The 24,719-nt window shown below is 64.7% G+C and carries 25 protein-coding genes and 1 riboswitch; of the genes, 16 read left to right on the forward strand and 9 right to left on the reverse strand.

Annotated elements, in window-relative coordinates; genetic code table 11:
* Nucleotides 1–4: 4 nt before the first annotated feature.
* Entirely contained in the window at nucleotides 5–421 is a 417-nt protein-coding gene (locus BH93_RS11895) for a cytochrome c oxidase subunit 4 (protein ID WP_032379075.1), read from the forward strand.
* A gap of 165 nt (nucleotides 422–586) precedes the next feature.
* On the opposite strand, the gene BH93_RS11900 is transcribed toward BH93_RS11895, so the two are convergent.
* The 5 genes from BH93_RS11900 to ctaE all read right to left on the reverse strand — a co-directional run bounded on the left by BH93_RS11900 (nucleotide 587) and on the right by ctaE (nucleotide 5,582).
* A complete protein-coding gene (locus BH93_RS11900) occupies nucleotides 587–862 on the reverse strand; it encodes a helix-turn-helix domain-containing protein (RefSeq protein ID WP_032379074.1) in 276 nt (91 codons plus the stop codon).
* A gap of 235 nt (nucleotides 863–1,097) precedes the next feature.
* Complete coding sequence (gene qcrB / locus BH93_RS11905; RefSeq protein WP_037177430.1) at nucleotides 1,098–2,867, reverse strand: cytochrome bc1 complex cytochrome b subunit; 1,770 nt, start codon at nucleotides 2,865–2,867, stop codon at nucleotides 1,098–1,100.
* Entirely contained in the window at nucleotides 2,864–4,042 is a 1,179-nt protein-coding gene (gene qcrA / locus BH93_RS11910) for a cytochrome bc1 complex Rieske iron-sulfur subunit (protein WP_052065861.1), read from the reverse strand. Before qcrA ends, qcrB begins: the two co-directional genes overlap by 4 nt.
* Nucleotides 4,039–4,887, reverse strand: coding sequence for a cytochrome bc1 complex diheme cytochrome c subunit (gene qcrC / locus BH93_RS11915; protein WP_032379072.1), 849 nt, complete (start codon nucleotides 4,885–4,887; stop codon nucleotides 4,039–4,041). The genes qcrA and qcrC overlap by 4 nt, the downstream gene beginning before the upstream one ends.
* Nucleotides 4,888–4,970: 83 nt before the next feature.
* Nucleotides 4,971–5,582, reverse strand: a complete 612-nt coding sequence (gene ctaE, locus BH93_RS11920; RefSeq protein WP_032379071.1) for an aa3-type cytochrome oxidase subunit III — start codon at nucleotides 5,580–5,582, stop codon at nucleotides 4,971–4,973.
* Between the two features lie 151 nt (nucleotides 5,583–5,733).
* Here ctaE and BH93_RS11925 point away from each other — a divergent pair, with 151 nt between their 5' ends.
* Nucleotides 5,734–6,210 (forward strand): hypothetical protein, encoded by a 477-nt coding sequence (locus tag BH93_RS11925; RefSeq protein WP_037177433.1) that lies wholly within the window; start codon nucleotides 5,734–5,736, stop codon nucleotides 6,208–6,210.
* A gap of 50 nt (nucleotides 6,211–6,260) precedes the next feature.
* Nucleotides 6,261–7,322, forward strand: a complete 1,062-nt coding sequence (gene trpD / locus BH93_RS11930) for an anthranilate phosphoribosyltransferase (protein WP_037177436.1) — start codon at nucleotides 6,261–6,263, stop codon at nucleotides 7,320–7,322.
* Between the two features lie 11 nt (nucleotides 7,323–7,333).
* On the opposite strand, the gene BH93_RS11935 is transcribed toward trpD, so the two are convergent.
* Complete coding sequence (locus tag BH93_RS11935) at nucleotides 7,334–7,609, reverse strand: Lrp/AsnC family transcriptional regulator (RefSeq protein WP_037177439.1); 276 nt, start codon at nucleotides 7,607–7,609, stop codon at nucleotides 7,334–7,336.
* 154 nt (nucleotides 7,610–7,763) lie between these two features.
* Nucleotides 7,764–9,479, reverse strand: coding sequence for a DEDD exonuclease domain-containing protein (locus tag BH93_RS11940; RefSeq protein ID WP_037177899.1), 1,716 nt, complete (start codon nucleotides 9,477–9,479; stop codon nucleotides 7,764–7,766).
* Nucleotides 9,480–9,650: 171 nt separating this feature from the next.
* On the opposite strand from BH93_RS11940, the gene BH93_RS11945 reads away from it, so the two are divergent.
* The 5 genes from BH93_RS11945 (at nucleotide 9,651) to BH93_RS11965 (ending at nucleotide 14,699) form a co-directional block, all read left to right on the forward strand.
* Complete coding sequence (locus tag BH93_RS11945; RefSeq protein WP_037177441.1) at nucleotides 9,651–9,932, forward strand: hypothetical protein; 282 nt, start codon at nucleotides 9,651–9,653, stop codon at nucleotides 9,930–9,932.
* A 115-nt stretch (nucleotides 9,933–10,047) separates the two neighbouring features.
* Nucleotides 10,048–10,210: riboswitch (cyclic di-AMP (ydaO/yuaA leader) on the forward strand.
* Between the two features lie 16 nt (nucleotides 10,211–10,226).
* Complete coding sequence (locus tag BH93_RS11950) at nucleotides 10,227–10,781, forward strand: C40 family peptidase (protein ID WP_032403931.1); 555 nt, start codon at nucleotides 10,227–10,229, stop codon at nucleotides 10,779–10,781.
* A 388-nt stretch (nucleotides 10,782–11,169) separates the two neighbouring features.
* Nucleotides 11,170–12,147: an NlpC/P60 family protein gene (locus BH93_RS11955; protein ID WP_155291132.1), complete on the forward strand. Its 978-nt coding sequence runs from the start codon at nucleotides 11,170–11,172 to the stop codon at nucleotides 12,145–12,147.
* A 30-nt stretch (nucleotides 12,148–12,177) separates the two neighbouring features.
* Nucleotides 12,178–13,551: a hypothetical protein gene (locus tag BH93_RS11960; RefSeq protein ID WP_052065863.1), complete on the forward strand. Its 1,374-nt coding sequence runs from the start codon at nucleotides 12,178–12,180 to the stop codon at nucleotides 13,549–13,551.
* Nucleotides 13,552–13,574: 23 nt separating this feature from the next.
* The gene (locus BH93_RS11965) at nucleotides 13,575–14,699 is read left to right on the forward strand and encodes a glycosyltransferase family 4 protein (protein WP_037177445.1); all 1,125 of its coding nucleotides are present in this window, start codon (nucleotides 13,575–13,577) and stop codon (nucleotides 14,697–14,699) included.
* Nucleotides 14,700–14,724: 25 nt separating this feature from the next.
* Here BH93_RS11965 and BH93_RS11970 read toward each other — a convergent pair whose 3' ends face one another.
* On the reverse strand, nucleotides 14,725–16,533 hold the full coding sequence (locus tag BH93_RS11970; RefSeq protein WP_037177447.1) for an AMP-dependent synthetase/ligase: 1,809 nt from the start codon (nucleotides 16,531–16,533) through the stop codon (nucleotides 14,725–14,727).
* A 169-nt stretch (nucleotides 16,534–16,702) separates the two neighbouring features.
* Here BH93_RS11970 and BH93_RS11975 point away from each other — a divergent pair, with 169 nt between their 5' ends.
* The 6 genes from BH93_RS11975 to BH93_RS12000 all read left to right on the forward strand — a co-directional run bounded on the left by BH93_RS11975 (nucleotide 16,703) and on the right by BH93_RS12000 (nucleotide 21,409).
* Entirely contained in the window at nucleotides 16,703–17,095 is a 393-nt protein-coding gene (locus BH93_RS11975; RefSeq protein ID WP_032379061.1) for a hypothetical protein, read from the forward strand.
* Nucleotides 17,096–17,228: 133 nt separating this feature from the next.
* Nucleotides 17,229–17,663 (forward strand): SRPBCC family protein, encoded by a 435-nt coding sequence (locus BH93_RS11980; protein ID WP_032379060.1) that lies wholly within the window; start codon nucleotides 17,229–17,231, stop codon nucleotides 17,661–17,663.
* 32 nt (nucleotides 17,664–17,695) lie between these two features.
* Nucleotides 17,696–18,937: an ArsA family ATPase gene (locus tag BH93_RS11985; RefSeq protein WP_080739270.1), complete on the forward strand. Its 1,242-nt coding sequence runs from the start codon at nucleotides 17,696–17,698 to the stop codon at nucleotides 18,935–18,937.
* A 73-nt stretch (nucleotides 18,938–19,010) separates the two neighbouring features.
* The gene (locus BH93_RS11990; RefSeq protein ID WP_037177450.1) at nucleotides 19,011–19,463 is read left to right on the forward strand and encodes a hypothetical protein; all 453 of its coding nucleotides are present in this window, start codon (nucleotides 19,011–19,013) and stop codon (nucleotides 19,461–19,463) included.
* Between the two features lie 64 nt (nucleotides 19,464–19,527).
* Nucleotides 19,528–20,502, forward strand: coding sequence for an ROK family protein (locus tag BH93_RS11995; RefSeq protein WP_037177907.1), 975 nt, complete (start codon nucleotides 19,528–19,530; stop codon nucleotides 20,500–20,502).
* Between the two features lie 178 nt (nucleotides 20,503–20,680).
* Nucleotides 20,681–21,409: a lysophospholipid acyltransferase family protein gene (locus BH93_RS12000; RefSeq protein ID WP_032379058.1), complete on the forward strand. Its 729-nt coding sequence runs from the start codon at nucleotides 20,681–20,683 to the stop codon at nucleotides 21,407–21,409.
* Nucleotides 21,410–21,435: 26 nt separating this feature from the next.
* Here BH93_RS12000 and BH93_RS12005 read toward each other — a convergent pair whose 3' ends face one another.
* Nucleotides 21,436–22,710, reverse strand: coding sequence for a glycosyltransferase 87 family protein (locus BH93_RS12005; RefSeq protein WP_371832090.1), 1,275 nt, complete (start codon nucleotides 22,708–22,710; stop codon nucleotides 21,436–21,438).
* An 80-nt stretch (nucleotides 22,711–22,790) separates the two neighbouring features.
* On the opposite strand from BH93_RS12005, the gene BH93_RS12010 reads away from it, so the two are divergent.
* Together BH93_RS12010 and BH93_RS12015 are read left to right on the forward strand one after the other, a co-directional pair.
* Nucleotides 22,791–23,282 (forward strand): polyadenylate-specific 3'-exoribonuclease AS, encoded by a 492-nt coding sequence (locus tag BH93_RS12010; protein ID WP_032379547.1) that lies wholly within the window; start codon nucleotides 22,791–22,793, stop codon nucleotides 23,280–23,282.
* Nucleotides 23,283–23,327: 45 nt separating this feature from the next.
* Nucleotides 23,328–24,713: a class II 3-deoxy-7-phosphoheptulonate synthase gene (locus BH93_RS12015; RefSeq protein ID WP_032379057.1), complete on the forward strand. Its 1,386-nt coding sequence runs from the start codon at nucleotides 23,328–23,330 to the stop codon at nucleotides 24,711–24,713.
* Nucleotides 24,714–24,719: the final 6 nt, after the last annotated feature.

Here is a 24,719-nt window from a genome sequence, read left to right on the forward strand (position 1 = left end):
TGATATGAAAATCGAAGCCAAGATCTTCGAGATCCTCACTGTCTTCTTCCTCCTGGTCGGCATCGTGTACGCGTTGTTCACGGGCCTGAGCCGCACCGGAGTGGAATGGGCCGGCGTCACCGCGATCTTCCTGTCGGTAGGTCTGACGTTGATCGTCGGTACGTACTTCCGGTTCGTCGCCCGACGCCTCGACACCCGCCCCGAAGACTTCGACGATGCCGAGGTCAGCGACGGCGCAGGCGATCTGGGCTTCTTCAGCCCCGGCAGCTTCTGGCCGATCGTGCTCGCCGGCGCTGCGTCCATCACGGCTCTCGGATTCGCTTTCTTCCAGCCGTGGCTCATCGCTGTGGGCGTCGTCTGCGTCATCGCAGCGGCCGCTGGTTTGGTGTTCGAGTACCACGTCGGAGCCGAGCGCCACTGATTGCCTTCATCAGAAAAGGGCCCCGATCGTTCGCGAGAACGATCGGGGCCCTTTTTTGTACCCGTGTGAGTTCAAGAGCCTCCGCGACGGCACGTGTAGCGATGACGGCCCAAGAGAGGTGCGCGACGAGGAGTGGGGGGCGACCAGGAGTGGGCGTCCGCGACGTCAGGAGGCGTCGGCCTCGGAGTGTCTCGCTATCGAGTCCGAGGTCGAGTCCGCCAAGGCGTCCAACGAGATGCTCAGCGCCTCGCACAGGGCCGCGACGGTGAAGAATGCTGGAGTCGGTATGCGTCCGGTCTCGATCTTTCTGAGCGTCTCGACCGAGATGCCGGCAGCGTCGGCGACATCGGTCATGGTGCGGCTGCCTCGGTAACGACGCAGTGTTGCGCCGAGCCTGGCACCGCGAGCGAGTTCGCCGGGGGTGAGGGGGATTCGGACCATGTGCCGATAGTAATACCGGTGAGGCCGATCTGTTGCGACCCAGTGGTGCACTCGCACTGAGACGGTCCGCCGACCGTTCGAGCTCGGCGTGTGGGGACGCCGGAGGCCGGGGGAGGGGAGAGGCACGAAGGTCCCTGTCCGTCGGTGTGGACGCTTCGTCTTGTCCAAGTGCAGTGGACGCAAAGAAGGGCGGCACCGTTGCCGGTGCCGCCCTTCTTTCGTGCTGTGTCAGATATCAGCGATCGCTGTCGCTGTCCTGACGACCCGACGTGATCGCCGCGTCTTCGTGCCCGTTGCCATTCGCGTGGCCGTTGCCGTTGCCGTTCGAGTGGCCGTTGCCATTTGCGTGGCCGTTGCCGTTGCCGTTCGAGTGGCCGTTCGAGCCGTTGCCGAGAATTCCCGCCTGGTAGTTGCGGAGCATCGCGAGCTGCTCGTGTTCGCCCTTGTGCAGTGCATCTTCGAGTGCCTTGCTCTGAGCCACAGGGTCCGGGGTGAACAACGATCCGGAGCCGGGCTTACCGGCCGAGCCGAGCTTGTTCATCTTCTTGGGTACCGGTGCGCCCTGGTAGTCGAGAGGAACCGGATGTCCGTGATCGTCGACCGGTCCCAGCGGCTGGTGGATTTCCACGTACTGGCCGTGCGGGAGGCGCTTGATGATTCCGGTTTCGATTCCGTGCTCGAGTACCGCCCGGTCGCTGCGCTGCAGACCGATGCAGAACCGGTAGGCAACGAAGTAGGCGATCGGAGGCAGGATCAGTACACCGATTCGACCGATCCAGGTCATGGCGTTGAGCGAGATGTCGAACTTGTACGCGATCAGGTCGTTGACGCAGGAGAGCGTCAGGACGACGTAGAACGCGATGGACATCGCGCCGATGGCCGTACGGACCGGCACGTCGCGGGGACGCTGCAGCAGGTTGTGGTGTGCAGTGTCGCCGGTGAGGCGCTTCTCGATCCACGGGTAGGCGATCATGACCGTGAATACGAGACCCATGATCACTGCCACCCAGAACACGGCCGGGATGGTGTAGCGACCGGCGATGTAGATGTCCCATGCGGGCCAGAGTCGAGCCAGGCCGTCGGTCCACATCATGTAGAAGTCGGGCTGCGAACCTGCCGAGACCTGGGACGGGTTGTACGGACCCAGGTTCCAGATCGGGTTGACCTGAAGCAGACCACCCATTGCTGCGAGGACACCGAACGTCACGGCGAAGAATGCGCCGGACTTGACCGCGAAGACCGGGAGAATACGAACGCCGACGACGTTCTTCTCGGTACGTCCCGGTCCGGGGAACTGCGTGTGCTTCTGGTACCAGACCAGGGCGAGGTGAGCTGCGATCAACGCCAGGATGATTGCCGGCAGCAGCAGGACGTGAGCCACGTACAGGCGAGGAATGATGATGGTGCCCGGGAAGTCGCCGTCGAAGATCAGCCAGTGCATCCACGTTCCGACGATCGGGATGCTCATCGTGATGCCGGAGAAGGCGGCGCGAAGACCGGTGCCCGAGAGCAGGTCGTCGGGGAGGGAGTATCCGAAGAAGCCCTCGAACATCGCCAGGATCAGAAGCAGGCAGCCGATGACCCAGTTGGCCTCGCGGGGGCGACGGAACGCACCCGTGAAGAAGATGCGGGCCATGTGCACGATGATCGACGCGGCGAACATCAGTGCAGCCCAGTGGTGGATCTGTCGCATGAACAGACCACCGCGGACCTCGAACGAGATGTCGAGGGCAGTGGCGTACGCACGAGACATCGTCACACCGTTGAGTGGGAGGTACGAACCGTCGTAGACGACCTCGCTGAGCGACGGATCGAAGAACAGGGTCAGGAAGACGCCGGAGATCAGCAGGATCACGAAGCTGTAGAGCGCGATCTCACCGAGCAGGAACGACCAGTGGGTGGGGAACACCTTGTTGATCTGACGGCGCAGTCCCGGTGCCAAGTGGTAACGACTGTCTACGTCGTCGGCCTGCTTGGCTGCGAGAGTTTGCAGTGAAGGACTCATGAATCACGCTCCGGTCGACGTTCCCAGAAGGCGGGACCCAGTGCTTCGTGGAAATCGGCTTGTGCCACTAGGTATCCCTCCTCGTTGACTGTGATGGGAAGCTGGGGCAGCGCGCGCGCGGCCGGTCCGAAGATCGGCTTGGCGTACTCGAGCGCGTTGAACTGCGACTGATGGCAAGGGCAGAGAATGCGGTTTGTCTGCTGCTCGAACAACGATGTCGGGCAACCCAAGTGCGTGCAGATCTTGGAGTAGGCGTAGTAGTCGCCGTAGTTGTAGCTTTCCTGACCCTTGCGCTTGACGACCGTGCTGGCATCGTCGGGACGCAGGCGGATGAGCATGACGGCGTTGCGAATTCCGCGCAGTGACACGAGAAGTTCGTGCTCGCTCTCGCGGTCCGATTCGCGGAACGGGAAGACAGTCTCCATGGCACCAGCGTCCAAGTCCTCGGGCCGAACGAGAACGACATCTTCCGGTCGCCCGGTGTCTCGTCGGAGGTAGATGGTCTCTCCATCGTAGCGAGGAGTCCAACCGGATACCCACAACGGAGAATCTTCGCCCTTGGCCCAAGGGTTCTTGATCAGGCCGCCGAGCGGGAGCAGTGCCATGATGCCGAGTGCGCCACCGCCGAAGAACAGGGAACGCTTGATCACCTTGCGGCGACCGATGGTCGAAGTGTCGAGAGAGTCGCCCAGTTCGGCCACCAACGTCTTGCGGTCCGTCTCCGACGAACTTCCGTCGTGGCGATCCTGAATGGAGACCTCTTCGGGAATGAACTTCTTGGTGAACTGCACCGCACCGACGCCGACGGCGAGGATTGCCAGACCCATCGTGCCGCCGATCAACGGCGTGTACAGCGAGTAGAGGTGGTAGTTCTCGTCGCCGATTCCGGCGTACTGCCAGGGCCAGAACAGGTAGACACCGATGAACGCGACAGCCGAGAGACCGGCGATGGCGAACCAGATCGCCACACTGCGCTCGGCGCGCTTCTCCGCCCGGGTGCCCTCGACGGCCCAGCGGTTTCTGCGGAAAGCGACGTCGACGCCATCGAGGTTGGTACCGAGCTCGACCAGCTGGTCGCGGCTCAGTGAAGCCAGTTCCTCGTCGGTGTACTTCTTGTCGGCATCCACACCACTGGTGTTTGCCGCGTCCTTGCGGCCGGAATCGCCGTCGCTCATGACCTAGCTCCGATCCACAGTGTTGCGCCGACGACTGCGGCGATTCCGACAACCCAGAGTGCAACCATCTCGGTACCGGGACCGAAGCCCGCGAGACCCCAACCGCCCGCGGCCTTGGTTTCTTGAGCTGACTTGACGTACGCGATGATGTCCGACTTCTCCTCGATCGTCAGCTGACGGTCGGAGAACTTGGGCATGTTCTGGGGACCGGTGACCATCGCGGTGTAGATCTCCTGCTCGTTCGCAGGACCGAGGTCGGGCGCGAACTTGCCTGAGGACAGGGCACCGCCCTGGCCGGTGAAGTTGTGGCAGGACGCGCAGTTCAACCGGAACAGCTCACTGCCACGTGCGATGTCGTCGCCGCGCAGAGATTCCTGGGCAACCTCGCCGTTGTCGTCGAGGATGACCGTGGGTCCGCCGCCGTTGGCCTGAATGTAGGCACCGAGGGCGTCGATCTGCTTGTCGTCGAACTTCGGTGGCTTGCGGAGTGCCTGCGCCTCGTTACGCGCGGCAGGCATGCGGCCACTGGACACCTGGAAGTAGACAGCCGCTTCGCCGACGCCGATGAGGCTCGGTCCGCGATCCTGAACGCCCTGCAGGTTGGCACCGTGGCACGTCACGCACGACGTGTCGTAGAGCTGCTTGCCTTCGCGAATGAGCGCAGCCGAGTCGGTGTCGGCGGTAGCGACCTGCGGAGTCGGGGTCAGGGCCGAAGCGAGGAAACCCGCGCTCAGAAGGCCCATCATCAGAACGAGAGCACCTGTGATGCGTCGGCGCGTCTTACGCTGCCGTCGCGTCTTGGCGGCGGCCTTGTCGACGGATGCTGCTGGGGGAGATGTACTCATCTTCTATCCCTTGTCGTGTCGGGACGGACCGAACGTCGGGGGCTGAATCCGTTCGTTCGTTATCTTTGGCGTGCTGACTGTCACTAGCGGATGAAGTAGATAGTCGCGAAGAGGGCAATCCAGACGATGTCGACGAAGTGCCAGTAATACGAGACGACGATGGCGGCGGTGGCCTGCGCGGGAGTGAACTTGCTGACCAGAGTTCTGGTGATCAGGAAGACGAACGCGATGAGTCCGCCGATCACGTGCAGTCCGTGGAAGCCGGTCGTGATGTAGAAGACCGATCCGTACACGCTGCTCGACAACGTCGTGCCCTCGTGCACCAGGTGGTAGTACTCGTACGCCTGGCCGGACACGAAGAACGCGCCCATGGCCAGCGTGATGATGTACCACCGTCGAAGACCGAAGACGTCTCCGCGCTCAGCGGCGAACACGCCCAGCTGGCACGTGAACGACGACGCGATCAGCACGGCCGTCACCGGTACGGCCAGAGTGAGGTTCAACTCGGTCGGTTCCGGCGGCCAATTTCCGTTCGCCTGGGCTCGCGCGACGAAGTACATCGCAAACAGCCCGGCGAAGAACATGAGTTCACTCGACAGCCACACGATCGTGCCGACGCTGACCATATTGGGACGGTTCAGCGAGTGCACGCGTTGGGTGATTGCCGATCCTTGAGTCCCTACAGCGCTCGTCACAGAAAGAAGTATGACCCGTCGTAGTACGGAAGGCATATCCGGGTCCGCTCTGGGCGCGTCGCAACACAACGAATCCAGGAGCGTCCTTGTTCCCACGCTGGTCAGGACGGCCGTACGGGCCGGTAGGGTCCAGTCGTGCAAGGCTGGCCTCATGGCAAAGAGCACCGAAGGTGGGTGGTTTCGGCGGCTGTTCTCGCGGTCGACCGCAGAACGTCTGGACCCCACGCGCGAGGATCTGGTGATAGTGGCGAGTTGCTTCGACGACGCACAGGCGTGTTCGGCTGTGCTCGACGACGCAGCCCGAACTTCGCCGGTGTGGACGGCGGCGTCGGATGTGTTGCTTCGGCATCATCTGCTGCTGCCTGCACACGAAGTAGAGGATGCGGCCGCGGTCGCGGCCCAGGACGATTACGAAGTGGGGCCCGCGGCCGAATTCTCGGACAGCGACGGATACCGCCCGCACGTGGACGACGGCGTTCCACTGGTTCTGCAGCGCGTGCAGGTGCTCGACGCGCTGCATTGTTCGCAGGAGCGATCTCGGATGGCGGGCCTCGCCCAACGCCGGGGTGGCGCTGTGCTCGGGTGGGATGCGCTGCAGCCGGCACAGGCCGACCAAGCGTCTGGCTAAGCTTCCACCGCACCAAGGCCGCGGCCACGGATCGACGAACGGAACCAGCCATGAACGCACCGACCGCAGACGAGCAGCCACGAACCTGGCGTCGAATTCTCGGCGCGTTGACGACTCGTACCGACCTTTCCAGCGCAGACACCGGCTGGGCGATGGACGAGATCATGGCCGACAACGCGACGGCGGCACAGATCGCAGCGTTCGGAGTGGCCCTCAGGATGAAGGGGCCGACTCCGGCGGAGGTGAGCGGTCTCGCCGAATCCATGCTTTCGCACGCGGTGCTGGTGGACACCGATACCGACGCCGTCGACGTCGTCGGGACCGGTGGTGACGGAGCCGACACCGTCAATATCTCCACCATGGCCGCCATCGTCGTAGCGGCCAGTGGCATCCGGGTGGTCAAGCACGGCAACCGCGCGGCGTCGTCCAAGAGCGGCACGACCGACGTACTCGAAGCGCTGGGCGTCCGGGTGACTCTGGGAGCCGACGCGGTCGCGGCGAGCGTCGAGCAGGTGGGAATCGGGTTCTGCTTCGCGCCGATGCACCACCCCGCACTGCGCTTCGCCGCGGCACCGCGCAAGGAGATAGGCATCCCGACGGTCTTCAACGTCCTGGGGCCTCTCACCAATCCGGGCCGCCCGCGCGCAGGTCTGATCGGCTGCGCCTTCGAAAGTTTGGCTCCCGTGATGGCCGACGTGTTCGCGGGCCGTGGCAGCTCGGTGCTCGTCGTGCGCGGCGACGACGGACTGGACGAGATCACCCTGTCCACCACGACAACGGTGCACGTGGTGTCCGGCGGCTCGGTGACCGTCGAGATGATCGATCCACTCGACTACGGCATCGACCGGGCACCTATCGAGGCCCTCAGAGGCGGCGATGCGGAGTTCAATGCCGCAGTGGCGCATCGCGTGTTCGCCGGCGAACACGGACCGGTCCGTGATGCCGTGCTGCTCAATGCCGCCGCGGCCATTGCCGCGCATCAGGGCGTCTCCGGGAACCTACACGAGCGCATCGAAGCCGGATTGGCAACTGCTGCAACGGTTGTCGACAACGGTTCCGCGTCGCGGCTACTCGCCGACTGGGCTCGCTGCACCACTGCATTGGCCGACTGACGAATTGTGCCCTACTCGCCGATCGAGAACCCTGCATCGACGTCGGCGCTCGAATACGACTGGAACGCAATGTGAGTCGTGGTGCTCCGAACGCCACGCACACGATTGATGTGTTTGGTGACGACGTCGGCGATCGAGGCATGGTCACGCACTTTGACGATGGCGATCAGATCGACATCCCCAGCGCACGAATAGACCTCCGTCACACCATCGACATCGGCAACGGCCTGCGCCGCCTCCGGAATCAAATCGGCCTCGGCGTCGATCAAGACGATGGCATTGATCATCTCTGCTCCTCATGCATCTCGAGCCCGATGTACGACGAGCTCCCACCCAACCCTAGTTCCACCGGTCTCTCCGCGGGCTCCACTCCTGCACTACCGGTCGTTCCGCGGGCTCCACTCCTGCACTACCGGTCGTTCCGCGGGCTCCACTCCTGCGCTACCGGTCATTCCGCGGGCTCCACTCCTGCCGCGCGGCTTCTCTCGCCGTTCGGCACCAGTCCTCCCACGAACCCGCAGAGCGTGCCGGGCTGCAGTAACCGCTGCTGGTGCGCACGATGCGAACCCCATCGGTGCGTAGCCAGGATGCGATGAGGCCGACCTCCTCCGGCGGTGCACCCCGAAGCGGCGTGGGATCGGGCATCACCGTCTCGGCGGACGCGGTGATGGCATCGACGACGGGCATCGGGTGCACTCCGCGGGGAGCGACCGCAGCACCGGCCAGACGGCCGAATCGCACCACGATCAACTCCCATCCTCCGTCCGCGGTCCGCCGCGCGGCCACCAGTTCGGCGATGGCGGCCACGGCCGCCGACCGATGCATCCGGCGTAGCGCCTCCACGGTGATCGCGATCCGGTCGCGCAGGCGCGCGGCAGTCTCGTAGAGCTCCCTGTCCGCGAGTTCGGCGACCCGCCGGCGCATGGAATAGAGGATCGCGTCGTCCTGGCCACACACGAGCGCAAGAAACTGCGCCGGTGCGCCGGAGTACTCGTCGGCCGTCATCGGCCCGGAGATCGCCGCTGGGCAGCCGCCGACGTCGGTTGCCGGGCAGTCGTCACCGTGCCGAACCGAACGAGCCAGCCGGCGGGTGCACGTGCGCAGACGGCAGAACTCCGCCACGAGCGCCGAAGCCTCTGCGGCGTCACCGCGAACCGGGAACGGTCCGAGACTGTTGGGCGTCGGCGTCCGGACTATCGACAGTCGTGGGAACGCCTCGTCGGTGAGGGTGATCCACCAGCCCTTCTTGGGAAACTTCGACCGGCGGTTGTACGGCGGGATGTGCGCCGAGAGCAGGCGCAGCTCTCTGACACCGGCTTCGAGTGCGTGCGCGCACTCGACGTGGTCGACACGCGTGGCCAGGGAGACCATCTCTTTCATCCGGCCCCTGGTCTCGGACCCGGTGAAGTAGTTGCGTACTCGGCGCTTGAGGTTGTTCGAGGTGCCGACGTACAAGACCTCGTCGGACGGGCCGCGGAAGAGATAGACGCCGGGCGTGCCGGGCAGGTGAGCGGCCAGCCCGCGTTTGGCGCGTTGGCCGGCCGACACCGCAGGAAGGTAGTCGACCAACTCGGCATAACTGTGAACGCCCTGATTGCCCACTCGTTCGATGAGGCCGTGCAGAACGTCGACCGTTGCACGGGCGTCGTCGAGCGCCCGGTGAGTCGGCCGGGTGCCGGATCGGAACAGTGTGGACAGCGCGGAGAGTTTGACCGAGGGTGCCTCGTCGCGCGTGAGTACCCGTCGAGCCAGCTTGACGGTGCACAACACCTGAAACCGGGGCCACGCTATGTCGAGACGACTGGCGGCGGCCTTGAGGAACCCGGTGTCGAAGCCCGCGTTGTGGGCCACCAGCACCGAGCCGCGGGCGAACTCGAGGAAACCGGGTAGCACTCGTTCTATCCGAGGCGCGCCGATCAGCATCGCCGACGTGATTCCGGTGAGTTCGACGATGTACGGGGGAATGGACCTGCCCGGATCGACGAGGGTGGCGAATTCGCCGAGAATTTCGCCTCCTCGAACCTTGACCGCACCGATCTCGGTGATGGCCTCCGTGTCTGCGCTGCCACCGGTGGTTTCGAGGTCGACGACGACGAACGTGGTCTCGTGCAGTGGGGTGTCCAGTTCGTCGAACGTCAGCTGGATGGGCAGGCTCACCGGGACGACGGTAGGTCCGACGTCCGACAAGAACGCGCATGGCGGCGTCGTCGGTGACCGTGTCGTCGCGCCCGGACCGTGAAGTGTCACGAAACCTGTCGGTGGCGCGCGCTACCTTTCGCTCGATCGGCTGATTCGGCCGCCTGAAACAGCAAAGAGACAAGGATCACAATGATCATCGACTGCAGTGACTGCCTGGTCCGTGACATCGCCTGCGCGGACTGCGTCGTGACGGTGCTTCTGGGGCCGCCGGGAATGCCATCGAGGTCGGACGGACGGTGGGTCGGACCACCCTCGCCGATAACGCTCGAGCAGGAGGAACTGGGTGCGATGGGTGTGCTCGCGGATGTCGGTCTCGTCCCTACGCTCAAGCTCGTGACGAACGCGGACGAGACCGCCGAAGTTCCGTCGTTACCGACTCGTGACGCAACGGGGGATCAGCGCGCTGGTTAGCGAAATTCGGGTCGATTTCGGTTGCGTCGGCGCGTTGGGGTCGACACAGGGGTATGCCATTTCGTAACCTTCCTGAGACCTTGCGGAGTCTCGCCAGTCCAAACCGGAGTGGCGTCGCAAGTCACCGCCTAATCGATCACTCGCGAGAGTGTTCGTACCGGGAACCCGATATCTACTGGGGTGAATCCCGCTGAGCCACCCACAGTGGCCGGTGGGTAGGGCTGCTCTTCCCAGCCCGAACCCGTCAGCTAACTCGGTCGGCGGACGATAGGAAGAAACGGAGCACCATCTTTCGTGGCGTCACAACTTTCCAACCGATCATTGCGGCGAGTTCTCGTAGCCGGAGCGCTCACGGCAGGCGTGGTCATTCTTCCCGCTGCACCCGCGATGGCGGCCCCCCTCACCATCCCCGGCGTCGGAACCTTCGAGATTCCCGACATCCCGGGCCTCCCTCCCCTCAACATTCCGGGTATCCCCGCACCGGGTGCGCCGCTGGCTCCCCAGGTCACGCCCGCAGCGAAGGCCGTTCAGGCTGCTGAGTCCAAGATCGGCGCTCCGTACGTGTACGGCGCCTCGGGTCCGGATTCGTTCGACTGCTCGGGTCTGATCCAGTGGGCATACAAGCAGGCCGGCGTCAGCCTGCCGCGCACGAGCTACGACCAGGCAGCCGCGGGCACACCGGTCTCGCGTGACAGCCTGATGCCCGGCGACGTCGTCTCGTTCTACGGCGGCTCGCACTCGGGTATGTACATCGGCGACGGCAACGTCGTGCACGCCTCCACGTCCGGCGTGCCGGTCAAGGTTGCTCCCGTGGACTCGATGCCGTTCGACGGTGCTCGTCGTTACTGATTCGAGCCGCAGACGTTCGCTGTGATCGACCGACAGGGTCGAGCCGTACCCCGGCTCGACCCTGTCGTCGTCTCCGGACACGGCATGCGACACGCCGGTCCGGTGGACAGCGGACGCCCCAGTTCGTAATCTGATCGAGACCTGGTCGATGTTTACTTTGTGACCTGTCACCGACGAACCCCATCGATTTCAGACGGTGTTCACCTCCGCGCCCGCAAGAGCATGGGTATGGTTCGTTTCCGGACTGCTAATCCAACCGTCGCCTCGTGAAGGCGACAGATGTAAGGACGGAGAGTCGCTTTCCGTGGCGATATCGAGATCAAACCGAGTGTGGCGGCTGGCCCGTAACTCGGTGGTTGCTGTCGCGTTGGCCGCAAGCATCGCCGTAATGCCGACGCAGACTGCGATCGCTCAACCGGGATTCGACTCGGCGTCCGACGCCCAGACCAAGCTTGCGGAGCTCTCCCGAGATTCCGAGCAGACGAACGAATCTCTGCACAACGCTCAGATCGACCTCGATGCCAAGACTGCGCAGCAGCTCGATGCCCAGGCCGCCGTCGATCGGAGCCGCGCCGCTCTCGACGCAGCGCAGGCGCAGTTGACTCAGCTCAAGCCGGCCATGGACAAGGTAGCCAACGTCAACTATCAGGGCGCGCGTACGAACCGCCTCTTCGCTGTCATGGTCAGCGACTCACCTCAGCAACTGCTCGACCAGATGTCGGCTCTCGATGTGATCTCGGCCGAGACCGCCGGCCAGGTCGCCCAGTTCCAGCAGGCGAGTTCGGATGCCGCAGCGGCCGAACAGGCGGCAACAACGGCCGCGGACCAAGCTCGTGTCGCGGCCGAGCAGGCCAAGGCGGTCAGTGACGATCTCCAGGCCAAACAGAGCGAACTGCAGGGCCAGATAGCCGAGGTGATGGCCGCCTACAGCGCGCTGTCGTCGTCCGAGCAGCTCTCTCTCGCTGGATCGGCATTGCCCGACGGTTTCGATCCCACGACGATTCTGCAGAATCTGACGCCAGGGTCGGGTACCAGCGCGTTGCAAGCAGGTCTGACGCAGATCGGTAAGCCGTACGTCTGGGGTGGAACAGGTCCGGACGGCTTCGATTGCTCGGGACTGGTGGTGTGGGCGTACAAGCAGGTGGGAAAGACGCTCCCTCGGTCGAGTCAGGCTCAGGCCGAAGGCGGTACCCCGGTGGATCAGAAAGATCTGCAGCCGGGAGATGTGGTGCTGTTCTATCCGGACGCTTCGCACGTCGGTATCTATGCAGGTAACGGCAACGTGTTGCACGCGTCGACGTTCGGGGTCCCCGTCAAGGTGCAGTCGATGGCATCGTTCCCGTACTACGGGGCGCGTCGATACTGAGGTGTGCCTCGACGATCGACGCATGCGCGTATGAGCGGGCCGAGCCAGCCCGCGGGCATCCGCCTCTTGGTCCGATCGGCGCGGCTTCGGTGGACGGCACTTGTTCTCGTCGCCGCAGTATCGCTCTCGGTGGTCGTCCTTCACAACGTCTACAGCACCGACGGTGAATCCCGAGCTGCGTCGATCGACACTTCTGTCGGCCAGGCCCCGCCGACCTACGATCAGCAGCGCCGCGCCGATGTGACCGTCCTTCTCGACCGATGGGCCGACGCAGTTCGCGCTGGAGACGTCGACGGTCTGCGGGCATTGATGGATCCGCGGGCCGATCCTGATTTCGTCGAGGCGCAAGTACGTCGGGCCGCGTCGGTTCCGGGCGTACCGTTCTCCGAATTCGGCTACGTCCTCGGCGACGACCCGGAAACACCGGTTCCTCCTTCGATTGCAGAGCCACTGGACGCCACCGACATCTGGGCACCGCCGGTGTATCTGCGCTACGCCGTGGCGGGGCCGGACGCGTCGCCGACGAGTCGGCCGGTCTCGCTCGTCGTAGCCGAGCGGGACGGTCGATGGCGGCTCGTCGACGATGCGGACCTGCCCGAGTATCGACGCCACACCTGGCGTGGGCCGTGGGACTTCGGATCGTTGACAACACGATCGGTTCCGACGGCTTCGGGGACATCGGTGGTCATGGGGCATCCGGACCGGGAGCAGTTCGTCGCTGCCCTGGCGGCCGAGCTCCCGTCGGCAATCGATGCAGTCACCGACTTCTGGGGAGACGACTGGGCGCGAGACGGTTTGGTATTCGTCGCATCCTCCGCGGAGGAGTTCGCCGAGCTGACCGGATCCGATCCGTCGACGGACGTGGCTGCGGTGACCGTGTCCGACGCGGTGGCAGGGGACGGTTCGCGTCCGACCGGCCAGCGGGTGGTGTTCGGTCCCGATGCCGCGGCCCGATTGACGCCGTTCACCGTTCGCTCGGTTCTGCGGCACGAGTTGACCCACGTGGCGGCCAGGGCGCGGACGGCGGACGGTACGGCCTTGTGGGTGGCGGAGGGGTTCGCCGACTACTCCGGGTACCGCAATTCCGGTGCCGATTTTTCGCAGCTCGCTCCTACCCTCGCCGCGATCGTGGCGTCGGGTGGACCGCCGACGGTGCTGCCGAAGGACGAGGATTTCGGTGCCGGAGGGGCACGGTCGAGTGTGGCCTACGAGTCGGCGTGGTCGGTGTTCGCTTTCGTGGCCGATCGGTACGGCGAGCCGACACTGCGCAGGCTGTACGAGGCGTTGGCGGCTGGACCTGCCTCGGACGGCTCCACCGAAGCCGCCTTCGCGTCGGTACTGGGATTGGACCGCACCCAGTTCGTCGCCTCGTGGGGCAACTGGGTGGCTGATCGGGCGCGCTGACCTCGAGCGCTACGGTTGACGCCATGCGTCGTACTCTTCTCGTGACGAACGACTTTCCGCCTCGCCCGGGTGGAATCCAGTCCTATCTGCACAGCTTCGCCTCGCAACTACCCGCAGACGAACTCGTGGTCTATGCACCGCGGTGGCGCGGAGACTCGCACGAGAAGTTCGATGCCAGGCAGCCGTTCGAGGTGATCCGGCATCCGACGACGCTGATGCTGCCGACTCCGCTCGTGGCGCGCCGGGCAGCTCGAATCCTGAAGTCGCATCGGTGCGACTCGGTGTGGTTCGGGGCGTCGGCTCCGTTGGCCGTGATGTCGTCGCACCTGCGCAAGGCTGGGGCAGAGCGCATCGTGGCCAGTACGCACGGTCACGAGGTCGGCTGGTCGATGGTGCCGGGCGGGCGGGCGACCCTACGCACGATCGGCGAGAACACCGATGTGGTGACCTACGTCAGCAAGTACACCCGGGGTCGGTTCAGCTCTGCGTTCGGTCGGACCGCAGCCCTCGAGCACCTGCCGCCCGGTGTCGATACGGATCGTTTCGTCCCCGACGACGCCGCGCGAGCGGAACTTCGCGCGCGCTACGGCCTCGGCGACCGCCCCACCGTTCTGTGTCTCTCGCGGCTCGTACCCCGTAAGGGACAGGACTTCCTGATCCGAGCGCTCCCGGGAATTCGGCGAGCCGTCGACGGTGCCGTTCTGGTGATCGTCGGAGGAGGGCCGTACGAGAAGACTCTGCGCGAGCTCGTTCGATCCACCGGAATGGAGCAGCACGTGGTGTTCACCGGCACGGTGCCGTCCGCGGAGCTCGCCGCCCACCACACCATCGCCGACGTGTTCGCCATGCCGAGCCGCACCCGTGGCGCGGGTCTCGACGTGGAGGGCCTCGGAATCGTCTACCTCGAAGCGTCTTCCTGCGGTGTGCCCGTCGTAGCCGGAACGTCCGGGGGTGCGCCGGAAGCTGTGCAGCACAACAAGACCGGGCTCGTGGTCGACGGAACGTCGGTCTCGTGCATCACCGATGCGATCGTGCGAATCCTGTCCGATCGCGCGCTGGCAACGCAGATGGGCAACGCCGGCCGTGCATGGGTCGACGCCGAGTGGCGTTGGGACGTGCTGACGGAGAAGTTGCGATCGTTGATCTAGCGTCCGTAGTTCGAGGCCGTTGGCCTCACCGGGCGTAGATGGATTCGATCTCGTCGGCGTACGTCTTGGTGATGACGTTGCGCTTGAGCTTCATCGTCGGGGTCAGCTCGCCACTTTCCTCCGAGAAATCCTGGGGGAGCAGTCGATATTTCTTGATGGACTCCGCGTGCGAGACGGACTTGTTGGCGTCGGCGACGGCAGCGTCGATCTCGGCGACGAGATCGGGGTCCTTCTGCAGATCCGCCGCCGTGGCGTCGGCGGCCTTGCCGTGCGCGGACTTCCACCGATCGAACGCCTCCGGGTCGAGAGTGATGAGCGCCCCGATGAACGGTTTCTGATCGCCTACGACAACAGCCTGGCTGATCAGAGCGCCCGCACGAAGTCGGTCCTCCAAACCGGCGGGCGAGACGTTCTTGCCGCCGGCCGTGACGATCAATTCCTTCTTGCGTCCGGAGATCGTGATGTACCCGTCGTCGTCGACGCTGCCGAGATCTCCAGTGCGGAACCAACCGTCGTCCAGTGATTCGGCGGTTGCCTCCTCGTTGCGCCAGTAACCGTCGAACACCACCGGCCCGCGTAGTTGAATTTCTCCGTCTTCAGCGATGCGAACGGTGTTGCCGGGCAACGGACGCCCGACACTGCCCACGCGTTGGAAGCCGATGGTGTTGACGGCGAAGGCAGCGGTGGTTTCGGTCAGCCCGTAGCCCTCGTAGATCGTCACGCCGATGCCCCGGTAGAAGTGGCCGAGCCGGCTACCGAGTGGAGCGCCACCGGAGATGGCCAGTTCGCATTTGCCTCCGAGCGCCGCACGCAGCTTGCCGTAGACCAACTTGTCGAACACGGTGTGCTTGGCGCGCAACACGATTCCTGGCCCGCCGGTGTCCTGCGCCTCGCTCCATTCCACCGCGCATTCGGTGGCCAGATCGAAGATCTTGCCCTTGCCGTCGGCATGCGCCTTCTGCTTCGCGGTGTTGAAGACCTTCTCGAACACTCGCGGCACCGAGAGGATGAAATCCGGCTGGAACGTTCCGAACGTCGCGACGAGATTCGGGATGTCGTTGGTGTGACCGAGCGTGACCCCGGCGTCGAACGACGCGATACTCACCGCCCGTGCGAGTACATGGGCCAGCGGTAGGAACATCAGGGTGCTTCGGCCCTGCGTCATCAGGGACTTCAGCGACGTCTCGCGAATACCGAGAGACTCCGCCAGCAGATTGGCGTGGGTCAGTTGGACGCCTTTGGGGCGACCGGTGGTGCCCGAGGTGTAGATCAACGTAGCCGGATCGGACGAGCTCAATGCCGAAACCCGTCGGTGCACAGAGTCCTCGGTGACATCTGCGCCCCCGTCGATCAGTGCCTGCACCGCGTCGGTTTCGGTGTCGGCCGACTCGATCACGAACGTCCGACGCACGGACTGTGCCGCTGCCACAACATCTTTCGATTCCTGCACGTGCGCGTCGTTCTCGAGCACGAGCAGTACCGGCTCGGCATCTTCGAGAATCCACTCGACCTGCCCGGCGGAGGATGTCTCGTAGATCGGCACGGTCACCCCGCCCGCGGCCCAGATCGCATAGTCGACGACAGACCACTCGAATCGCGTCGACGACATCAATGCAACTCGATCACCCTGTTCGATGCCTGCCGCAATCAGACCTCGCGCCACCCCCACGACCAGTCGCTCGAACTCGGCCGCGGTGACGTCGGTCCAACTGCCGTCCACGAGGCGGCGGAACACGACGGCATCGGGCGTGTTGCGAGCACGGAGGAAGACGGTGTCGACAGCCGAGTCGGTGTCCTCGATGGCGTACTTTGCGGCGGCGGTGTACTCGCGCACGGGATTACCTCCGGATAGAACTGGGAGAACGAAAGTCGATAGCTCGGCTTCACAGATACTCTAGACCCGGCTCGAGGACGCGTGAATGCGCCTCGAGTGGAGCCTGCAGGAACGAGCCGTAAAAGAGGTGACGTGCGCGGCCTGCGACCGGATATGTGAAGCTCTGTCGATGAGCAGTATTCAAGTTGCGGACCAGACATTCGTGGCCGCCCCCGGGGAACGGGTGGCGCAGGCGTTCGCCTCACCCGAGCGGTGGCGTCGGTGGTGGCCGGATCTGAACCTGACCATCACCGAGGACCGGGGTGAGAAGGGGATCCGCTGGGCGGTGCGCGGCGGTGTTGTCGGAACGATGGAACTGTGGCTCGAGCCCGCGCTGGACGGAGTCGTCGTGCACTACTTCTTGCATGCGGAGCCCTCCGGTTCCGGCGAGATCGCGTCGCAGCAGCATGCTCGTCGGGTGGCGGGCCGTGCCATGACCTTCGAGCTCAAACGCGAGCTGGAGGCCGGTCGGTCTGCGGGTGAGGCACCGAGCCACGTAGCGTCGAGTTCAGCTCGCGATTGAACCGCGCGGTACGGTCGGCCGGTTCGCGATTGTGCGTCCGCGGATCGATCGTGTGAGATAGATCTGCCCCTGTTCCACGGCTCAACAGCGAACGAATCGATCGAAGTACCCGAGAGGAAGCGGACGAGAAGTCATGGCGGAGAAAACCCAGAGATCGATCGTCGTCGAAGCCCCGCCGAACCAGGTCATGGACGTCATCGCCGATTTCGACGCGTACCCCACGTGGGTCTCGGCCGCGAAGTCCGTCGAGGTACTGGACGTCGATGCGGACGGACGCGGTAAGCGCGTGAAGTTCGTGCTCGACGCCGGGATGGTGAAGGACACCTACGAACTCGAGTACGACTGGGCCGCCGACGGCAGCTCCGTGTCGTGGAACCTCGTATCGGGTGAAATGCAGAAGTCGCAGAAGGGCTCGTACACGCTGCGCGAAACCGGCAGCGGCACCGACGTGACGTACGAGCTCACCGTGGACCTGAACATCCCGATGATCGGCCTGTTCAAGCGCAAGGCAGAGAAGGTCATCACCGACACTGCACTCAAGGAATTGAAGAAGCGGGTCGAAGGCTGAGCGAAGCTCGCACCGAACCCCGCACCACGGTGATGCTGTTCCTCGGCAAAGGTGGTGCGGGGAAAACCACGCTGGCGGCGGCGTCGGGCCTGCGACTGGCGAAGGCCGGCCAGCGGGTGTTGATTGCCTCCGTGGATCAGGCACAGTCGCTCGTCGACGCGTTTTCGGGCCTGCCCGACGGCGCTGTCGACGACGAGTCCGTGGAGCTGTCCCGAGTCCGATCCGTCACGGCGGGCCTCGACATCGTCGAGATCGACACGCTGAGACTGCTCGAGGCGCGGTATCGAAGCCTCGGTTCCGTGGTGGCCATGGCGTCGGCGGGCCACGAGCACGGGGTGAGCTTCGGGGCGATAGAGCCGGAGGAACTACTGGGCTTTCCGGGAATCGAAGAGTTGCTGGGGATGCACGAGATCTGTCGTCTGGTGGACGAAGGTCGCTGGGACACAGTGATAGTGGACATGCCTGCATCGGCCGATGCGTTGAGAACTCTGCAGTTGCCCGACACCGTGGCCGCGTATGTGGAGCGGATCTGGCCGCACCACGATCGGATGGTGGCCGGCACCGGTTCCGATGTGCGGCTCACGCTCGTGGTGGCGATGATCGAGCGAGTGCTTGCCCAGGTCGATTCGGTTCGATCGCTGATCACCGACCCTGCGCGCGCCGGCGCAACCGTGGTCGTCACTGCCGAACAGCTCTCGGTCGTCGATGCCGAGCGAACACTGTCGGCCGCGGCACTGCTCGGAATCAGAATCGATCGGGTTCTCGTCAACAAGATTCTGCCGGGGCTCAACTCCTCGTCGATCGGTCTGGTCGGTGCCAATCCGGCCGTGTTCTGGTTCGAGAGCTGGCGGGCCACGCAGCTGTCCGCCGTCGCCGAGCTGCGCCGACGCATCGGCACCGTACCGATAGTGGAGGTGGAGCGAGTTCCTGGTGAACCGGTAGGGTTGGGGCCCTTGCAGGACGTGGCCGATCGCCTGGAACCGAGCTTGCTCGAACGGCGCGCGCCGGAGCGGGGTGAGCAGCCCTCCGTGGTACTCGAGTCCGGGAGCGGACTCGAATCCGTATATGCGATGAGAATGCTGCTGCCGGTAGTGGATTCGACGACCTTGGGTGTGGGGCGAGTGGAGGACGACTTGATAGTCACTGCCGACGGGAGGCGACGACGCATCAGGTTGGCGTCGGTGCTTCGTCGGTGCATCGCAGACTCCGCCGAGCTCGACGGGCCCTGCCTGGTGGTGCGCTTCCGCCCGAATCCCGACGTGTGGCCACTGTGACAGAAAGTGCGGCCACGGTGACAAGACGTGCGGCCACAGTAACGACTGCGCTCACTACGTTCGGGGTGCAGCGATGACCTCCGGGCATTCCGAGCTGGGGGCCGATCTGTTGGCCCTGGCCGACACCGTGCTCACTCGGCTCGACCCCATCCTGCGCCGGGTTGCAGAGACTCAGCAGGAACGTGATCAACAGAGCTGCAGTTGGTGTCCGGTATGTGCACTTGCTGCACTGGTGCGCGGCGAGCGGCACGATCTGGTCGAACTCGTGGCCTCCGAGGGGACGGTGATCATCGCGTTGCTGCGTCAACTGCTCGCCGACCACACGAACACCGGAACCGGTCACACCGCCGCGGCTCCTGCGGAAGCCTCGCCGCCAGAGCCCGGGCCGGACCCGACGTCGACCGAACCGGTCGACCTTTCGAACGTGTCGGTCGACACGAATATCCCGGGCGAACGTCGGGCGGCGTTCGTTCCGATTACCGTTCGAGTGAAAAATTCACGATCGGACACGCAGGATCGTCCGTGACGGGTGAGCGCGCGGATCGACCGGTGACAGCCGTGTGGGGGACGGCGGAGAAAGGCATCAACGAATGAAACGACACCAGCAGCGACTGACGGTCGGCATCGACGTGGGCGGGACGAGCCTGCGGGCCTCCGTCGTCGACGCCGAGGGGCAAGTGCTGGATTCGACGGCTGCTCCCACTCCGCACACCGCGCGGGCACTCGAGCGCGGGCTCGACCGTGCCGTGCAGGAGTTGGCCGGGCGACACGATATCGCCGCCGTCGGGCTCGCGGTTGCAGGATTCATCGATTCCGAGCGCACGACAGTTCGGTTCGCTCCGCATCTGCCGTGGGTGAACACCCCCGTCGCAACCGAGATGAGCAAGCGCATCGGACTGCCGGTGCTGCTCGAACACGATGCCAACTCGGCGGCGTGGGCCGAATATCGATTCGGAGCCGCATCCGGTGGTCGCAACGTGGTGATGGTGGCCATAGGTACCGGAATCGGCGCTGCGCTGCTGATCGATGGCAGGATCTACCGCGGCAGCCACGGCGTGGCACCGGAACTCGGTCACATTCAGGTGGTTCCCGACGGCCGGGCGTGCCCCTGCGGCAAGCGTGGCTGCTGGGAGCGGTACTGCAGTGGTACTGCGCTGGTGGATACCGCCGTCGAGTTTCTTGCCGCCGACCCGTCGTCGTCGACGACTCTGGCCCGTGAGGTGTTCCTCGATCCAGGCTCGTTGACAGGTCGTCGGATCGCCACTGCCGCGCATGACGGTGATTCGATCGCGCGACGGACGATGGAGGATTTCGCGCAGTGGCTCGGGGTCGGACTGTCGATGGTCAGTGACGTGTACGACCCCGATCTGATCGTGCTGGCCGGGGGAGTGGCCACGTCGTCGAGCCAGTTTCTCGCCCGTGCGACCGACAAGTACGCGGAGCTGGTGACCGGTACAGGCCATCGACCGTTGGCTCGTATTCGGAGTACGCAACTGGGCGAAGCGGCGGGCATGATCGGGGCCGCGGAGCTGGCCCGGGCCCAGTTCGTCACCGGTGTGCGCTGACTGAATCGACCCATATCGTGTGAGCTCGGTCCCGGAGTCGCAGATGATGTGGCTGGTGTCATAAACCGTGGGTACAGTTCACTACGCGGCACGGTTCCAGGACGCACGGCCGCGGTCGATTCTCGCTCGCGGGAGCCGGCACCAAATGATTTCCGGACCATCATCAGGGAGCGCGTCAATGTGGTACTGGCTGTTCAAATTCGTCATCGTCGGGCCCCTGCTCATCGCCTTGGGTCGGCCCACGATCGAGGGTGCGGAGAACATTCCGACGCACGGTCCGGTCATTCTGGCGAGTAACCACAAAGCCGTTCTCGATTCTTTCTACCTCCCGCTGAAAACGCCTCGCCGCATCACCTTTCTCGCCAAGAGCGAATACTTCACCGGTCCCGGACTCAAAGGTGCCTTTCAGAAGTGGTTCTTCACTGCGGTGGGACAGGTGCCGATCGATCGCACCGGAGCCGACGCGGCACAAGACGCTCTCAACGCCGGTGTCCGCGTGATCGAAGCGGGCAAGGTTCTCGGCATCTACCCCGAGGGCACGCGCTCTCCCGACGGCCGGTTGTACAAGGGCAAGACCGGCATGGCGCGTCTGGCTCTGCAGACCGGAGTTCAGGTCGTACCGGTCGCGATGGTCGGTACCGAGAAGATGAACCCCATCGGTTCGCGCGTCTGGCGGCCCGCCAAGGTCACCATCCGCGTCGGGAAGCCCATCGACTTCTCACGTTTCGAGGGAATGGCAGGCAATCGGTTCGTCGAGCGTGCCGTCACCGACGAGGTGATGTACGACCTGATGCTGCTGTCCGGTCAGGAGTACGTGGACGTGTACGCCGCGTCTCTGAAGAAGGCTGCACCGGTGGAAGATTCGGCTCCCGCGGCGCGCCGCATCCCCGACTCCAAGGCCAGCTGAACCCGCTATCGCTGAACCGCAGCGGCTTAGTTCGATGTGTTCGAGCGGTCGGAGAAGCTGATCGCGGCCAGGGCAACGATCGAAGCCAGAGCCCACCACACATAGGCGGAGGCCGCGAACTGGTCCAACAACGGCCAGCCGAGCCCGCTCCATCGTCCCTCGCCGAGCTTCCAATGTGGTGGGTACACCATCAGCGCCAGTCCTACCGCAACCAGAGTCAGCAGCAATGCACTGCGGCGGCGATAGCCGAGGACGGCCAGCACGATGGTGAACGGGACCGCCCATACCCAGTGATGCGACCAGGATACCGGCGAGACCAGCAGGCCGAACATGGCGTTGATCGTCAGGGCCAGCGCAATCTGCCCGGCCGCGAACGCCTTTCGCATTGCGACCGCCGCTATGCCGAGTACCACCACCGACAATGCGATCCACAGGATCGACCGGGGCAGCTCGTCCAACCCCAGGCGCGCGAGTACGCCGGTGATCGACTGGTTCGGCGGGTAGGCCGGGCCACCGATCCGGTCGGAATCGACGATGGTCTCGGTCCAGTACTTCACCGAGTCCGACCACGTCAGCGCGAAGCCGATTGCGGTGAACACGGCAAAACTCAGAACCGAGACCACTGCAGCACGAAAGTCCTTGCGCAACAGAAAGAACAACACGAACACGGCGGGAGTGAGCTTGACGGCGGCCACGAGACCGATCAGAACCCCTCGCGGCCACGGAGTCTTCTTCGGCAGGCAGTCGAGGGCCACGAACGCCATCAGCACGATGTTGATCTGTCCGTAGTTCAGCGTCGAGGTGACCGGCTCCAGTACGAGCACCGACAACGCGAACACTGCTCCGGCAGACCACCACACGAGTGTGCGAGGACGAAGTCCGAGCGAGGTGAGGGTGACTACGACGGTGACCAGCAGCAGCAGCATGGACAGCACCGTGACCGCGATCGACGCGGCGTACAGCGACACCGACGACAACGGGCTGAAGATCGCCGCGGCGATCGGGGGATAGGTGAACGGCAGGGTCGTACCGGTCGCGATCGGCGGCAACTGCCCGTAGAGGTCCCCGCCCTCGGCGAACACCTGACCGCCGAGTCGATACACGTCCAGATCCAGTCGGTAGTGCTCGCCGAGAGCCCGCAGACCCGGAAAGCCGTTGAGGTGGAACAAGACGCCGACCGCGGCGGCGATCAGGACGACGATCCTGCTCGACACGACGGCCCATCGCGGCCACCGACGTGGCGTCGGCCCGGCCGGCTCCGATGCCTCGGCGATCGGACGGTTGGTGTCGGGCGATGTCACAACGTGGGCCTTTCGGGGCTGTTCGGATTCGGACTACCGGTACGTGGGGAGGTGTCGGGGCACGCGCTAGGGTGAGCCGCGTGCGCTACTTCTACGACACAGAGTTCATCGAGGATGGTCGCACAATCGAGTTGGTCTCGATCGGTGTGGTTTCGGAGGACGGTCGCGAATTCTATGCGGTGTCCTCCGAGTTCGATCCCGAGCGCGCAGGCCGCTGGGTTCGGCGCAACGTGCTGCCCAAGCTGCCACCGTACTCGTCACCGCTGTGGATGAGTCGGTCTCGAATCCGGGACGAACTACTCGAGTTCCTGGTGCCGCACTACGGTGCCGAGGTCGAATTGTGGGCGTGGGTGGCTGCGTACGACCACGTAGCGCTGTGTCAGCTGTGGGGTTCGATGACCGAGCTGCCCCGTTCTCTGCCGCGGTTCACCCGGGAGTTGCGCCAGCACTGGGAGGATCGAGGCAGCCCCGAGCTGCCGTCGGTTCCCGACGATGCGCACGATGCACTGGCCGATGCACGGCACAATCTGGCGAAGTTCCAGGCGATCGAGGAGTACTCGCACCGCGGGTGAACACCCGTTGTCCTGCGATGACAGTGGTGCGAATATCCTGTACCCGTGAACTGGACTGTCGACGTACCCATCGATCGCTTGCCCGACCTGCCGCCGTTGTCGCCGACGATGCGCACTCGATTGGACGATGCGTTGGCCAAGCCGGCTGCGCAGCAGCCGCAATGGGACCCCGAGCACGCAGCGGACATGCGCAAGGTGCTCGAGAGCGTTCCGCCCATCACCGTCGCCGGTGAAGTGGAGGCGTTGTCGGACAAGCTTGCTGCCGTTGCGCGCGGTGAGGCCTTCCTGCTGCAGGGCGGCGACTGCGCCGAGACGTTCGTGGACAACACCGAACCGCACATCAAGGGCAACATCCGCACGCTGTTGCAGATGGCAGTGGTGCTCACCTACGGAGCGAGCATGCCGGTGGTGAAGGTGGCGCGGATCGCCGGACAGTACGCCAAGCCGCGCTCGTCGAACATCGATGCGCTCGGTCTCCAGTCGTACCGCGGCGACATGATCAACTCGCTGGTGGCCGACGAGAGCGTCCGCGGCCACGACCCGTCGCGACTGGTGCGCGCCTACGCCAACGCCAGTGCCGCGATGAACCTGGTTCGCGCACTCACCGGCGCGGGCATGGCGGATCTGCACAAGGTGCACGATTGGAACCGAGAGTTCGTCGCGCAATCGCCTGCCGGTGCGCGCTACGAGGCGCTCGCGGGTGAGATCGACCGCGGGCTGCGGTTCATGGATGCCTGCGGCGTCTCCGACCCCAACCTGCACACCGCGCAGATCTTCGCGAGCCACGAAGCGCTCGTTCTCGACTACGAGCGGGCAATGCTGCGCCTGGACAACACCGACGATCACCCCAAGCTGTACGACCTGTCGGCTCACTTCCTGTGGATCGGCGACCGCACCCGCCAGCTCGACGGGGCACACATTGCCCTGGCCGAGCTGATCTCGAACCCGATCGGTCTCAAGATCGGGCCTACGACGACCCCCGAGATGGCCGTCGAGTACGTCGAGCGCCTCGACCCGACCAACAAGCCGGGCCGTCTGACGCTGATCTCACGCATGGGCAACGGCAAGGTTCGCGACATCCTGCCTGCCATCATCGAAAAGGTGCAGGCCACCGGACACCAGGTCATCTGGCAGTGCGACCCGATGCACGGCAACACCCACGAGGCGTCGACCGGATACAAGACGCGGCACTTCGATCGCATCGTCGACGAGGTGCAGGGCTTCTTCGAGGTACACAACGGCCTCGGTACGCATCCGGGCGGAATCCATGTCGAGCTGACCGGCGACGACGTCACCGAGTGCCTCGGCGGCGCACAGGACATCTCCGATCTGGACCTCGCCGGCCGCTACGAAACGGCCTGCGACCCGCGGCTGAACACGCAGCAGAGCATCGAACTGGCCTTCCTCGTAGCCGAGATGCTCCGCGACTGATTCGGT

Origin of the sequence: Rhodococcoides fascians A25f (assembly GCF_000760935.2) — a bacterium.
In the GTDB taxonomy this organism is placed as follows: Bacteria; Actinomycetota; Actinomycetes; order Mycobacteriales; family Mycobacteriaceae; genus Rhodococcoides.